Source organism: Rhodopseudomonas sp., assembly GCF_048594845.1.
In the GTDB taxonomy this organism is placed as follows: Bacteria; Pseudomonadota; Alphaproteobacteria; order Rhizobiales; family Xanthobacteraceae; genus Rhodopseudomonas.
In genome coordinates this window covers 1-13,477 of the sequence record NZ_JBMDXE010000169.1, presented here as the reverse complement: position 1 = coordinate 13,477, position 13,477 = coordinate 1, and the positions used below count along the sequence as shown (strand labels likewise).

At 65.1% G+C, this 13,477-nt stretch carries 11 protein-coding genes; 6 read left to right on the top strand and 5 right to left on the bottom strand.

All coding sequences use genetic code 11. The annotated features are described in order from the left end of the window. Positions 1 to 99 precede the first annotated feature (99 nt). The gene (locus tag ACOJTD_RS10555) at positions 100 to 537 is read right to left on the bottom strand and encodes a tyrosine phosphatase family protein (protein WP_420132871.1); all 438 of its coding nucleotides are present in this window, start codon (positions 535 to 537) and stop codon (positions 100 to 102) included. Between the two features lie 1,381 nt (positions 538 to 1,918). On the opposite strand from ACOJTD_RS10555, the gene ACOJTD_RS10550 reads away from it, so the two are divergent. From ACOJTD_RS10550 to ACOJTD_RS10525, 6 genes are all read left to right on the top strand, one after another. After that, entirely contained in the window at positions 1,919 to 2,938 is a 1,020-nt protein-coding gene (locus ACOJTD_RS10550) for a TRAP transporter substrate-binding protein (protein WP_420132870.1), read from the top strand. 8 nt (positions 2,939 to 2,946) lie between these two features. After that, on the top strand, positions 2,947 to 4,830 hold the full coding sequence (locus ACOJTD_RS10545; protein ID WP_420132869.1) for a TRAP transporter large permease subunit: 1,884 nt from the start codon (positions 2,947 to 2,949) through the stop codon (positions 4,828 to 4,830). Between the two features lie 50 nt (positions 4,831 to 4,880). Continuing rightward, positions 4,881 to 6,530 carry an acyl-CoA synthetase gene (locus tag ACOJTD_RS10540; RefSeq protein ID WP_420132868.1) on the top strand — a complete coding sequence of 550 codons (1,650 nt, stop codon included), beginning with the start codon at positions 4,881 to 4,883 and terminating at the stop codon, positions 6,528 to 6,530. A 75-nt stretch (positions 6,531 to 6,605) separates the two neighbouring features. Beyond that, a complete protein-coding gene (locus ACOJTD_RS10535; RefSeq protein WP_420132867.1) occupies positions 6,606 to 6,803 on the top strand; it encodes a hypothetical protein in 198 nt (65 codons plus the stop codon). Between the two features lie 305 nt (positions 6,804 to 7,108). Further along, complete coding sequence (locus ACOJTD_RS10530; protein WP_420132866.1) at positions 7,109 to 7,648, top strand: TRAP transporter small permease subunit; 540 nt, start codon at positions 7,109 to 7,111, stop codon at positions 7,646 to 7,648. Positions 7,649 to 7,663: 15 nt separating this feature from the next. Beyond that, on the top strand, positions 7,664 to 9,070 hold the full coding sequence (locus tag ACOJTD_RS10525; protein ID WP_420132865.1) for a TRAP transporter large permease: 1,407 nt from the start codon (positions 7,664 to 7,666) through the stop codon (positions 9,068 to 9,070). A gap of 56 nt (positions 9,071 to 9,126) precedes the next feature. Here the strand turns inward: ACOJTD_RS10525 and ACOJTD_RS10520 are convergent, their stop codons facing one another. From ACOJTD_RS10520 to ACOJTD_RS10505, 4 genes are all read right to left on the bottom strand, one after another. Continuing rightward, positions 9,127 to 10,800 carry a putative bifunctional diguanylate cyclase/phosphodiesterase gene (locus ACOJTD_RS10520; protein WP_420132864.1) on the bottom strand — a complete coding sequence of 558 codons (1,674 nt, stop codon included), beginning with the start codon at positions 10,798 to 10,800 and terminating at the stop codon, positions 9,127 to 9,129. 364 nt (positions 10,801 to 11,164) lie between these two features. Then, positions 11,165 to 11,965, bottom strand: a complete 801-nt coding sequence (locus tag ACOJTD_RS10515; protein ID WP_420132863.1) for an MBL fold metallo-hydrolase — start codon at positions 11,963 to 11,965, stop codon at positions 11,165 to 11,167. Between the two features lie 22 nt (positions 11,966 to 11,987). After that, complete coding sequence (locus ACOJTD_RS10510) at positions 11,988 to 12,776, bottom strand: TatD family hydrolase (RefSeq protein WP_420132862.1); 789 nt, start codon at positions 12,774 to 12,776, stop codon at positions 11,988 to 11,990. 4 nt (positions 12,777 to 12,780) lie between these two features. Beyond that, the coding region (locus ACOJTD_RS10505) for a methionine--tRNA ligase (RefSeq protein ID WP_420132861.1) at positions 12,781 to 13,477 on the bottom strand (697 nt) is incomplete at its 5' end.

The window sequence follows — 13,477 nt, the reverse complement described above, 5'->3', positions numbered from 1 at the left end:
TCGCCCCAAAACACACGCGGAAACGCCAGCGCGGCGCGTTGACGCAGCGGAAAGCATCGAAGGGCATCACCTCGGAAATACCGGCGGGACGCCGGAGAGCTAGCAGCGGCCGAGCCGCAACTCGAATGGCGGCACCACGCCGTCGACCTCGCGGCCGCGACCGATCTTCGCGATCGCGTCGACCAAGCGGCCATTGCGGGACAGCAGGTCGTCGGCGAGGGCGACGACGAGTTTGTTCGGGGTCGCAGTGGGAGATGCTCGGCGCAACTCGTCCGCGATCCTGACTTCATCGCCCGGCGACCGCTCGCACGCCATCACATAGGCGGCTGCTGGCGAACGGCTCACGCCCATCCAGCAATGCACCAGCACATCCTCGTCAGCCCTGCAGGCACGCCCGAACTCGACGATCCGGCGCACGACCGCGTCGTCTGGCGCGACGTGCACCGAGTCCGTCACATCGACGTCGTTGAAAGCCAGGATCAGCCGCTCCGCGGGAAGCCAACTCGCGTCGAAAGAATCCCGCTGCGACGGCGCCATCAATGACAGCGACCGCGCCGGACGGCGCTGGGCAGCCAGGCGAGGGGCGTGATCGAGCGGACTGACGATGATCATGGCTGGCCGTATCCGGCAGGACGGCCGCCTGCGTCAAGCCTCCTCCATCCCATACGCCAGCAAAGCGACTGGCCGACCAAATACACTTCACAAGGATTGCCACGTAGGCCTGCATCGGCTTTGCGGCAGCCCGCGCCTTGTGTCGACGCCGAAGTCTGCGCGTACGGCTCAACCGCTCTGGACGCTCCGACCTTGTGGCAAAGGCTCCGGCATCGATCGCGCCGGTCGACTGTGAACGTCGTGGCGCACGACGGCGTGCTGGTGTTGATCTGCGAAGTCGTTCGCTTCGCTCAGGCAAGGATCTGCGGTCGTGAGGTCGGCCAATTCCCGACGGCTGCCGTGCTGCGTCTCGTATCGATCTGCGGCCTGCACCAGCCGCAGCGATCTACATCTCGCTCCCAGCCGCATCCGCTTGAAGCGGATCGCTCAGCGGCCGGCCGCAGTCTGAAGCGCTGCCACCCGGGAAAGGACAGAGGCGACGATTGCCAATCCGTGATGCCGTCAGCGGCGACAGGGTTCGATCCTTCGCCGGCGGACGCTTGAACCAAGTGGCACGGTGCAATGGAAGCAAGCGCGGCAGCCTGATCGAACGATCTCAGGCATCATTGTTGCCGAGGGCACATCGGCCTTGGGTTCCCAGCGCCATATCCGTAATTCGCATAAGGTATATTATGGAATATATAGATTAGCTTTATTACGCAAATGCTTGCACGCCATTTCGGATGTACGCCTCGTCGGATGCTTGCTTCTGTCGTCGCTCAGCTAGCGCGCTGGCCGTCACGTCATCCGATCCCGGATAGTCCGCATTCTTCTGCCAGGTCGCGCGTCCCGGACAAGGCTCAGCGCGCAGCGCTGGGCCGCCGATCCGGGATCCCGGTGCCTTCCCGCCGTCGATCCGTTCGAGCACGACCTTCCGGCTTAGCTTGGCGCCTCAGAAACCGGGGCCCCGGATCTGCGGCACATCACGCCGCCAAAGCGGCGCGCTGCGCCTTGTCCGGGGCACGTGTGGCTGAGCGAGTTGCGCGACATTTTGCATGGATCCCGGGCTGCGCAGCTCCCGAGCCATGTCGCTGAACGACGCCAAGGAGCACCTGGCTGATGCCAATGGCACCTAGCTGGCTGACCGGCCGAGACACGCCGCTGGACAAGTCCGGCGGCGCCCGACGGCACGCGGCTGGACAATTCCGGCTGCCATCGTCCGCCAGCCGGAAATCGCTTGACCGGCTGGGCCGAAATGATGACCAAAGGCGCGTCGACTTTTTGGGTCGGGTCGCAGAAAACAAGAAGCGTTATCGGAGGAAGCAGGATGAGCGTTTCACGCAGAATGGTGTTGAAGGCCTCGGCGGCTGCGGCCGTCGTCGGCGGCGTTGGAGCGCCGTGGGTGGCGCGCGCGGCGGAGGCCGAATTCGTCTACAAATACGCCAACAACCTGCCCGACACTCATCCGCTCAACGTTCGCGCCCGCGAGATGTCGGCGGCGATCAAGGCCGAGACCAATGGCCGGGTCGACCTGCAGGTTTTCCCGAACAACCAACTCGGCTCCGACACCGATATGCTGAGCCAGATCCGCTCAGGCGGCGTCGAGTTCTTCACGCTGTCGGGCCTGATCCTGTCGACGCTGGTGCCGGCGGCCTCGATCAACGGCATCGGCTTCGCATTCCCGGACTACGACACGGTCTGGAAGGCCATGGACGGCGAGCTGGGCGCACACGTGCGCGGCGAGATCCAGAAGGCCGGCCTGATGGTCATGGACAAGATCTGGGACAACGGCTTCCGCCAGACCACGTCGTCGACCCGGCCGATCAACGGCCCTGAGGATTTCAAGGGCTTCAAGATCCGCGTGCCGGTGTCGCCGCTGTGGACCTCGATGTTCAAGGCGTTCGATGCGGCGCCCGCCTCCATCAACTTCAGCGAAGTCTATTCGGCGCTGCAGACCAAGGTTGTCGAAGGCCAGGAAAATCCGTTGGCGCTGATCTCGACCGCCAAGCTGTACGAAGTCCAGAAGTACTGCTCACTGACCAATCATATGTGGGACGGCTTCTGGTTCCTGGCCAACCGCCGCGCCTGGGAGCGGCTGCCGGCCGACGTCCGCGAGATCGTCGCCAAGAACATCAACGCCGCGGCCGTCAAGGAACGCGAAGACACTGCGAAGCTGAACGCGACCGTCAAGGAAGAGCTGACCGCCAAGGGCCTGATCTTCAATCAGCCGACGGTGACGCCGTTCCGCGACAAGCTGCGCAGCGCCGGCTTCTATGCCGAGTGGAAAGGCAAATACGGCGATCAGGCGTGGTCGCTGCTCGAGAAGTCCGTCGGCAAGCTGGCGTAGCAACTGCGATGGCGCAGATCCCGGTCTCCGAACTGACGGCTGCCGAGCCGCTGGTGTTGCCAACGCGCCGGTCGCTGATCGGTGCGCTGGAGTCCGGGCTCGGCCGGCTGGTCGAAATCCCCGCGGCCATTCTGGTGGTCGCGGAGATCGTCGTGCTGTTTGCCGGCGTGGTGTCGCGCTATGTGTTTCACAGCCCGCTGATCTGGTCGGACGAGCTCGCCTCGATCCTGTTCCTGTGGCTGGCGATGTTCGGCGCGGCGGTCGCATTCCGCCGCGGCGAGCACATGCGGATGACGGCGCTGGTGGCCAAGGCGTCGCCACGGCGCCGGGCGTTTCTCGACCTGGTGGCGATCTGCGCCGCGCTGGCGTTCCTGCTGCTGATCGCGGCGCCCGCCTACGAATACGGTTACGAAGAAAGCTACATCACCACGCCGGCGCTGTCGCTCGCCAACAGCTGGCGCGCCGCGGCGCTGCCCGTCGGCACCGCGCTGATGGCGGCGTTCGCGCTGCTGCGGCTGATCCGGTTTGGCGACTGGCGGCTGGTCGGTGCGGCCGCCCTCACCGTCGCTGTGCTGATCGGCGCGTTCTGGCTGGCGCAGCCGCTGCTGAAGCCGCTCGGCAACATCAATCTCTTGATCTTCTTCGTCGGCGTCGCGGGCTGTTGCGTATTCGCCGGCGTGCCGATCGCGTTCGGATTCGGGCTGTCGATCTACGGCTATCTGGCGCTGACGACGCGCACGCCGCTGATGGTGCTGGTCGGCCGGATGGACGAGGGCATGAGCCACCTGATCCTGCTGTCGGTGCCGCTGTTCGTCTTCCTCGGCCTTCTGATCGAGATGACCGGGATGGCGCGGGCGATGGTGGCGTTTCTCGCCAGCCTGCTCGGCCATGTCCGCGGCGGGCTGCATTATGTGCTGGTCGGCGCGATGTATCTGGTGTCGGGCATTTCCGGCTCAAAGGCCGCCGACATGGCGGCGGTGGCGCCGGTGCTGTGTCCGGAGATGAAGGAGCGGGGCGCCAAGCCGGGCGATCTCGTCGCCCTGCTCTCCGCCACCGGCGCGCAGACCGAAACCATTCCGCCGAGTCTGGTGCTGATCACCATCGGCTCGGTGACCGGCGTGTCGATCTCGGCGCTGTTCACCGGCGGCCTGCTGCCGGGCGTGGTGCTGGCGATCACGCTGTCGGCGCTGGTGTGGTGGCGCTATCGCCACGAGGACCTCAGCCACATCAAGCGGGCCAGCGGCGCGCAGATCGGCAAGACCCTGATCATCGCCCTGCCCGCATTGGCGCTACCGTTCGTGATCCGCGCCGCGGTGGTCGAGGGCGTCGCCACCGCGACCGAAGTCTCGACAATCGGCATCGTTTACGCACTGGTCGCGGGCCTGCTGATCTATCGCAAGTTCGACTGGAAGCGGCTGATGCCGATGCTGATCGAAACCGCGGCGCTGTCCGGCGCGATCCTGCTGATCATCGGCACGGCGACCGGCATGGCCTGGGGCCTGACGCAGTCCGGCTTCTCGCGGTCGCTGGCGGCGGCGATGACCGGCCTGCCGGGCGGCCCGCCGACCTTCCTGGCGGTATCGATCATCGCCTTCGTGATCCTCGGCAGCGTGCTCGAAGGTATTCCGGCGATCGTGCTGTTCGGTCCGCTGCTGTTTCCGATCGCCCGCGCGGTCGGCATCCACGAAGTCCACTATGCGATGGTGATCATCCTGGCGATGGGCATCGGATTGTTCGCACCGCCGTTCGGCGTCGGCTATTATGCGGCCTGTGCGATCGGCCGGGTCGATCCGGCCGAGGGCGTGCGCCCGATCTGGGGCTATCTGCTGGCGTTGATGGTCGGCCTGATCGTCGTCGCGGCAGTGCCGTGGATTTCGATCGGATTTTTGTAAGGGCGCCGCGAGCTGGGCCGGCGCCATTGGAAAGTGGAAGGCAGGTCGTCATGAGCGCTCCGCAGGGTCATTACAGCATCGGGCTGGACAAGACGCCGGCCAACTACGTGCCGTTGTCGCCGCTGAGCTTTCTCGAGCGCTCCGCCAACGTTTATCCGGACCTCACCAGCGTGGTCTATGAGGGCCGGCACTACACGTGGAAGGAAACCCGCGCACGCTGCCGGCGCTTCGCCTCATGGCTGGTGCGCAGCGGCATCGGCCGCGGCGACACCGTGGCGGTGATGCTGCCCAACGTGCCGGCGATGGTCGAGGCGCATTTCGCCGTGCCGATGGCCGGCGCGGTGCTCAACGCGCTGAACATCCGGCTCGACGCGCCGGCGATCGCGTTCCAGCTCGAGCATGGCGGCGCCAAGATCATCCTGGTCGATCCGGAATTCTCGGCGGTGATCGCCGAAGCACTGAAGCTGATGAAATCGCCGAAGCCGTTGGTGATCGACGTCGACGACAAGATGTTTCCCGGCAGCCACCGCATCGGCGAGCTCGAATACGAATACGCCGTCGCGTCCGGCGATCCGTCCTTCGTCGGCGAGCGGCCGCAGGACGAATGGGACGCCATCGCGCTCGGCTACACCTCGGGCACTACCGGCAATCCCAAGGGCGTGGTGACGCATCACCGCGGCGCCTATCTCAACGCCGTCAGCAATATCCTCGCAGGCAATCTCGGCACGCATCCGGTGTATCTGTGGACGCTGCCGCTGTTTCACTGCAACGGCTGGTGCTTCCCGTGGACGCTGGCGGCGGTCGCAGGCGTCAACGTCTGCCTGCGCAAGGTCGATCCCGCGAAGATCTTCCAACTGATCCCGAAGCAGGGCGTCACGCACAGGTGCGGCGCGCCGATCGTCTACAACGCGCTGATCAACGCGCCCGAGGCACCGAAGGGCGCGGCGGCCAAGCCGGTCGTCGGCCTGATCGCCGGCGCCGCGCCGCCGATGGCGGTGCTGGCCGGCGCCGAGACCATCGGCATCAAGCTGACGCACGTCTACGGCCTGACCGAAGTTTACGGCCCTGCCTCGGTCTGCGCCGAGCAGCCCGGCTGGGACGAGCTGCCGTCCGCCGAACGCGCCAAGCTGAAGCGCCGGCAGGGTGTGCCCTACCCGCTGCAGGAAGCCGTCACCGTCCTCGATCCGGAGACGATGCAGGAAGTGCCGCGCGACGGCGAGACCATCGGCGAGGTGATGTTCCGCGGCAACATCGTGATGAAGGGCTATCTCAAGAACGAGAAGGCCACCAAGGAAGCGCTCGACGGCGGCTGGTTTCACACCGGCGATCTCGGCGTGCTCGATGAGCACGGCTACGTCATCATCAAGGACCGCTCCAAGGACATCATTATCTCCGGCGGCGAGAACGTCTCGTCGGTCGAGGTCGAGGACGTGCTGTACAAACACCCGGCGATCCTGTTCGCCGCCGTGGTCGCCAAGCCCGATCCGAAATGGGGCGAAGTGCCCTGCGCCTTCGTCGAGCTGAAAGACGGCGCCAGCGCATCCGAGGCCGAGATCATCGCCTATTGCCGCGAACACCTCCCCGGCTTCAAGACGCCGAAGAGCATCGTATTCTCGTCGATCCCCAAGACCTCGACCGGCAAGATCCAGAAGTTCGTGCTGCGCGATCAGGTGAAGTCGGCGAAGGCGATCAGCGAGTAGTTCGCGCTGCCGCATGCCGACCAACTGCAGGACTAAGCCATGAAGACTGCCAAGACCGCCGATGAGCTTCGCAGCATGATCCTGGCCGAGCTGGCGGAACATTTCTCGCTGCCGCCCGGCTTTGAGATTTCGGTGATCCCCGACGGGGAGTCGTTTCGCGCCATGGCTGTAGCGGATCGCGATCACGCCGAATTCGGCGAGTTGATCGCGAAGGCGGTCGAGATCGGTGATCAGCTCGCGCACGACTACCGGCTGGCCGCAGCCTCGGACTGATCGCCGTCGCCCCCTACTCATCGTCGTAACTGAGCGGTGATACAACCCGACCTCAGGCTTCGTCATGGCCGGACTTATCCCCGCCATCTAGGCCTTTGCCATCGCGTCCGCAGCGAGACGTGGATGCCCGGCCCTTCGCCGCGCCGAAGGGCTCCGGCCCCGCAGGCGGGACAAGCACGGGCATGACGGGTGGAGATGTTGCCGGGTTGATCTGAGCCTTGGTGCGCTGCCGCGCATTTGCTTTGCAAGCGGCAACGAGATGCGCTACTCGGTCGCACCAGCTACAAAGATCCCACGAGGAAACGATGAGGGCGGGGCTGATTTTCGCCCGCATCGCTGACACGCTCAGCGACGCGGCCGGCTATGTTGCGAAGTGGCTCGTCCTGCTGGCCTGCCTGGTCAGCGCCGGCAATGCCGTCATCCGCTATCTGTTCAACTACAGCTCGAACGGCTGGCTCGAGATCCAGTGGTACTTCTTCGCCGGCATCGTGCTGCTCGGTGCCGCACAGGCGCTGCGGCTGAATGAGCACGTCCGCGTCGACCTGCTGTACTCGTCGATCAGCGACCGCGCGCGGCTGTGGGTCGACGCCATCGGTCTGACGATCTTCCTCCTGCCGGTGATGGGCTATCTGGTCTACCTCACCTGGCCGTTCTTCCTGAATTCCTGGCAGTCCGGCGAAGTCTCTTCCAGCGCCGGCGGGCTGATCCTGTGGCCTGTGAAGGCGCTGCTGCCGCTCGGCTTCCTGCTGGTGTGGCTGCAGGGCCTTGCCGAGCTGATCAAGCGCATCGCCGGCCTCGCCGGCGTGCTCAAGGTCGAGACCCACTACGAAGCCCCGCTGCAGTAAGCCGGACCCGCACGCATGTTCTCCTACGGCATCATTCCGCCGACGATGTTCGGCACCATGGTCCTGTTCATGCTGCTGGGTTTCCCGGTCGCATTTTCGCTGGCCGCTGTCGGGTTGTTCTTCGGCCTGATCGGCATCTACACCGGCCACTTCGATCCGGCGTTCCTGCAGGCGCTGCCGTTCCGGTTTTACGGCATCGTCTCCAACGACCTGTTGCTGTCGATCCCGTTCTTCACCTTCATGGGCGCGATCCTGGAGCGCTGCGGCCTCGCCGAGGATCTGCTCGAAGGCACCGGGCAATTGTTCGGCAAGATCCCCGGCGGCCTCGCCTATGCGGTCATTCTGGTGGGCGCGGTGCTCGGCGCCATCACCGGCACGGTCGCCGCCTCGGTGATCGCGATGGGCGTGATCTCGCTGCCGATCATGATGCGCTACGGCTACGACATGAAGCTGGCGACCGGCGTGATCGCCGCGTCGGGGACGATCACCCAGGTGATCCCGCCGTCGCTGGTGCTGATCGTGCTGGCCGATCAGCTCGGCCGCTCGGTCGGTGACATGTATCTCGGCGCGATCGGCCCGTCGATCATGCAGGTGACCATCTTCATCCTGTACATCGCGGTGCTGTCGATCCTGCGGCCCAAATCGATGCCGCCGCTGCCGCCCGAGGCACGCGAGCCGATGAGCTGGAAGCTGGTGCGGCGCGTGCTGATGGGGATGATCCCGTCGATCGTGCTGATCTTCCTGGTGCTCGGCACCATCGGCCTCGGCCTCGCCACCCCGACCGAAGCCGGAGCGATGGGCGCGGTCGGCGCCATGGGCCTCGCCGCCCTGCACCGCCGGCTGACCTGGCCGCTGGTCGAGCAGGCGATGACCTCGACGATGCGGCTGACCACGATGGTGGTGTTCATCCTGATCGGCTCGACATGCTTCAGCCTGGTGTTCCAGGGCATGGACGGCGCGCGCTGGATCGAACATCTGCTCACGGGCCTGCCCGGCGGCCCGGTCGGCTTCCTGGTGTTCGTCAATATCTTCGTGTTCTTCCTGGCGTTCTTCCTCGACTTCTTCGAGATCGCCTTCATCATCATCCCGCTGCTGGCGCCGGTCGCCAGCAAGCTCGGGATCGATCTGGTGTGGTTCGGCGTGCTGCTGTGCGTGAACATGCAGACGTCGTTCATGCACCCGCCGTTCGGCTTCGCGCTGTTCTATCTGCGCGGCATCGCGCCGCGCGAGGTGAAGAGCTCGGACATCTATTGGGGCGCCCTGCCCTGGGTGGCGATGCAGCTGATCCTGGTGCTGATCGTGATCATGTGGCCGCAGTCGGTGACCTATTGGATCGACCAGACCAAGGTCGACACCACCAACGTCAAGATCGACGTGCAAATGCCCGACCTGCCGCCGCTGTCGTTCGAGCCGTCGAAGTAATCACCCAGCTTGATCGAGCGGCGGCCGATCGCGGTCGGCCGCGCGTCTTGGTCGTATCAGGCGCGCTTCGACTGCCTGCCGCGTGCGGAGCGCAGGTCGTTGTCGACCCGCTCCATCTGGTGATGCAGCATCCGGAGCTGGGCGATACTGACGGCGCGTGCCAGCTCGCCGGCCGGCACCGGCCGCGAGAAGTAATAGCCCTGAAACGTCGAACAGCCGCGCGACAGCAGGTGCCTGACCTCCTCCTCGCGTTCTGTCCCTTCGGCCAGCACGTTGATGCCGAGACCACGCGACAGCGCGATCAGCGCATCGCAAATCGCCTGACTTTCGCCGGAACCGTCGACGTGACTGACGAACTCACGGTCGATCTTGAGCTTGTTGAACGGCAGCTTCCGCAGATAGCTCATGCTGGCGTAGCCGGTGCCGAAATCGTCGAGCGCGATGCCGACGCCGAGATCACGGAACGCGGTGAAGACACGCCGGGTGTGCGCATGGTCGGCCATCGCTGCCGTCTCGGTCAGCTCGATCTCGAGCCGGTCGGGGCTGATCCTGGCGGCGTCGATGGCGTCGCGGACATGCGGCACGAGATCCTTGTCTAGAAACTGGCGCGCCGACAGGTTCACCGCGAGGCGAACGTCGGCGAGCTCCGTTTTCGACCAGTCGCGAATCTGCATGCAGGCGCGCGACAGAACCCAGAGGCCGATCGGCTGAATCAAATCGGTTGCCTCGGCGACCGGGATGAACTCGGCCGGCGAGACCATGCCGCGCTCCGGATGCCGCCAGCGCAACAGCGCTTCAGCGCCGATCACGCACTGATCCGCAAGATCGACGATCGGCTGATAGTGCAGATCGAGCTGGCCTTCCGGCACAGCGCGGCGCAGGTCGTGCTCAAGTTCGAACCGCGATTGGGCCGCGCGCGTGGCCGCGGGCGAATGCAGCACCAGCGGCGCGGCCGGACCGCTCTGCGTCGCCGCAGCAGCCGCAGCGTCGAGCAGGTCCTCGGCCGTGACGCCATCGGTGGGATAGAACGCGAGGCCGGATTGCAGCGTCGGGTCCAGCACGATGCTCCCCAACGTCAGGTCGCCGGACGAGGACTCAATGACGTCACGGATCCGAGACGCCAGCGCCGCCTGGGCCGTGGGATCGTCACTGGTCGTGCCGAGAATCGCCAGCTCCGCGCGGCCAATTCGCGCCAGGATCTTGCCCTCGGCGACGAACGAGCCGAGCCGCCGCGCCAGCACGGCCATCGCATGCTCGGCGATGCTGTTGCCATAGGCGTCCTTCACGCGCTTGTAATCGGCGAAGCGCACCACGGCGAGAGCCACGGCTACGCCTTGCGTCAGGTGCTCATTGGTCGTCGTGAGCAGTTGCCTGCGGTTCGGCAGGCCGGTCGCCTCGTCGACGTGTTCGAGCCGGTCGAGCGTCGTATCGAGATGATCGATGGTCTCTGCTGCGCTGGCCATCAGCCGGCCCGCCTCGTCGGTGTAGTGACGCGGCAGCTCGCCGAGACTGCGATCCCGGCGGAAGCCCTCCAAGGCTGTCGCGGTAAGCAGCACCGGGCTTAACAACTTGTTCAGCACAAACAAGGTCAGGCCGGTTCCGATCAACGTGGCGAGCAGCGTGACCACGAGCGTCTCGACGAATTGGCCCCAGTGGCTCGCATTCAGTGCGGCGATGTAGAGCACGAGGGCCAGCAACGGGACGTGGATGCCGACGAACGCCACCAGCATGATCTTAAATCGGTAACTCAGGAAGCCAATTCGCGACATTCTGTCGTAAAGCCAAAGGTCGGGCACATCGTTCTCCGTGCACAGCAAGCATTTTGCGTACTATGCGCCGATCAGATGTTAGCAAATCCCGAACGGCCGCCGTCGCCAATGCAATTCGCGCCTTGTGTCACACGTCGCATCGCGCGAGCCGCAACTATCAATCACGCGGCTGTTGAAGATATGCCAAAAACGAGGAAAAGGAACTAGGTAGTTCCGAAGCCGGAACTTCGGTCCTGAGCGTATTCCGGTAGTTAGTAGAGATCATGACCGTCATCACCCCGCACCTTCGGCGCGAGACGATCGACTAACTCAGCCCAAAGCTGACCTAGCCCTCGATATCGAGCCGCATGCCATCGAACCCCGGCACCACGCCGTCCGGCAATTCTTTCCGCAGGGTCTCGTAGTCGATGTCCGCGTGCATGTTGGTGATCACGGCGCGCTTCGGTTTGAAGCGTGCGATCCATTTCAGCGCGGTCTCCACATTGAAGTGGCTTCCATGATGCTTGTAGCGGAGGCCGTCGATGATCCACAGCTCGAGGCCTTCGAGATGCGGAAAGCTCTCGGCCGGAATGTCGTGAACGTCGGGCGTATAGGCCGCGCCGCCGATGCGATAGCCGAGCGCCGGGATATCGCCGTGCTGGACCAGGAACGCGGACAGAGACAGCGCGCCGCCCGCTCCTTCGATGCTTCGGCCCTCGCCCGCCTCGATCGAATGTGCGTCGAGGATCGGCGGATAGGAGCTGCCGGGGGGCGTCTCGAAGCAATAGGCGAAGCGCAGCAACACGTGGTCGGCGGTCGACTTGTTCAGATAGACCGGGATGCGCCGGCGCATCGCCATCACCACCGAGCGGAGATCGTCGATGCCGTGGGTCTGGTCGGCGTGTTCGTGGGTGAGAAACACAGCATCGAGATGATCGACGTCGGCATCGATCAGTTGCTCGCGCAGGTCCGGCGAGGTGTCGATGAGAACGCGGGTGATGCCGTCCGGCGTCAGGCGTTCCGCGAGCAGCGAACAACGCCGGCGGCGGTTCCTCGGATTGGAGGGATCGGCAGCGCCCCAGCCGAGCGCCGGGCGCGGCACGCCGGCGGACGAACCGGAGCCGAGGATGGTAAGCGTCAGCGTCATGCGGACTCCGTCGCGGAATGGATCAGGCAGCGGCGGGCGCCGGCACCTTGCCGAACAGGCGGAAGAAGTTCTCGGTCGTCTGGCGCGCGATCTCGTCGAACGTGACGCCGCGCGTCTCGGCCAGCACCTTTGCGGTCTCGACCACGTAGGACGGCTCGTTGCGCTTGCCGCGATACTTGCCAGGCGCCAGATACGGCGAGTCCGTCTCGACCATGATGCGGTCGGCCGGCAACTCGGCGGCGAGATCGCGTAGGCTTTGCGATTTCTTGAACGTCAGAATGCCGGTGAACGAGATCAGCAATCCGAGATCGATGGCTTTCATGGCGAGCTCGCGGCCTCCGGTGTAGCAATGCAGCACCGCGCGAAAAGCTCCCTTGGCCATCTCGTCTTCGAGGATGCGGCCGCAATCCTCGTCCGCCTCTCTGGTGTGGATCACCAGCGGCAGGCCGGTCTCGCGTGCTGCCGCGATGTGAGTGCGAAATCCCCGCTCCTGCGCGTCGCGCGAGCCGTGCTCGTAGAAGTAATCGAGCCCTGCCTCGCCGAACGCCACGACTTTCGGATGCTGCGCCAGCTTGACGAGTTCGTCGGCGCTGATGCCGTCTTCCTCGTCAGCCTGGTGCGGATGCGTGCCAACCGAGCAGTACACGTTTGGGAAACGCTCGGCGATCGCCAGGAGATCCGGCAGCTTCTTCACGCGCGTCGAGATCGTCACCATCCGTCCGACCCCGCTGGACTCGGCGCGGGCGACGATGCCGGCGAGGTCGTCGGCAAAGTCGGGGAAATCGAGATGGCAGTGGCTGTCGACCAGCATGACGTCAGCTTGCCGCCGGCTCGACATAGCGGGGGAAGATCGGGGCCGGCGCCGGCAAGGGCGTGCCGGGCGCGATCCGCGTCGGCAGTGCCGCGAAGTCGCGGGCATCCGCGGCGACGCCGAGGATGTCGAGCAGCTTCGTCGCCGCCGTCGGAATGGCGGGCTGCGCCAAAATCGCGATCTGCCGCAGCACTTCGGCGGTGACGTAGAGCACCGTCTTCTGCCGGGCCGGATCGGTCTTGGCGAGCGCCCATGGCGCCTCGCCCGCAAAGTAACGGTTGGCTTCCGCCACCACGGCCCACACCGCGTTGAGCGCCTGATGGATCTGCTGTGTCGCCATCGCGCCGCGCGCCTGCGCGATCATGTCGTCCGCCATCGCCAGCATCGCCTTGTCGGCTTCGCTGAACTCGCCGTGCGGCGGAACCTGCGCGTCGCACTGCTTGGCCACCATGGTCAGCGAGCGCTGCGCCAGATTGCCGAGGTCGTTGGCGAGGTCAGCGTTGATGCGGTTGACGATCGCCTCGTGATTGTAGCTACCGTCCGAGCCGAACGGCACTTCACGCAGGAAGAAGTAGCGCACCTGATCGACGCCGTACTGGTCGGCGAGATTGAACGGGTCGACGATGTTGCCGACCGATTTCGACATCTTCTCGCCCTTGTTGAACAGGAAGCCGTGGGCGTAGACGCGCTTCTGGATCGGA

Coding starts and splice junctions, on each gene's coding strand:
- ACOJTD_RS10555 (WP_420132871.1), bottom strand. CDS start 537: ATGGCGCCGTCGCAGCGGGATTCTTTCGACGCGAGTTGGCTTCCCGCG.
- ACOJTD_RS10550 (WP_420132870.1), top strand. CDS start 1,919: ATGAGCGTTTCACGCAGAATGGTGTTGAAGGCCTCGGCGGCTGCGGCC.
- ACOJTD_RS10545 (WP_420132869.1), top strand. CDS start 2,947: ATGGCGCAGATCCCGGTCTCCGAACTGACGGCTGCCGAGCCGCTGGTG.
- ACOJTD_RS10540 (WP_420132868.1), top strand. CDS start 4,881: ATGAGCGCTCCGCAGGGTCATTACAGCATCGGGCTGGACAAGACGCCG.
- ACOJTD_RS10535 (WP_420132867.1), top strand. CDS start 6,606: ATGATCCTGGCCGAGCTGGCGGAACATTTCTCGCTGCCGCCCGGCTTT.
- ACOJTD_RS10530 (WP_420132866.1), top strand. CDS start 7,109: ATGAGGGCGGGGCTGATTTTCGCCCGCATCGCTGACACGCTCAGCGAC.
- ACOJTD_RS10525 (WP_420132865.1), top strand. CDS start 7,664: ATGTTCTCCTACGGCATCATTCCGCCGACGATGTTCGGCACCATGGTC.
- ACOJTD_RS10520 (WP_420132864.1), bottom strand. CDS start 10,800: ATGCTGGTGGCGTTCGTCGGCATCCACGTCCCGTTGCTGGCCCTCGTG.
- ACOJTD_RS10515 (WP_420132863.1), bottom strand. CDS start 11,965: ATGACGCTGACGCTTACCATCCTCGGCTCCGGTTCGTCCGCCGGCGTG.
- ACOJTD_RS10510 (WP_420132862.1), bottom strand. CDS start 12,776: ATGCTGGTCGACAGCCACTGCCATCTCGATTTCCCCGACTTTGCCGAC.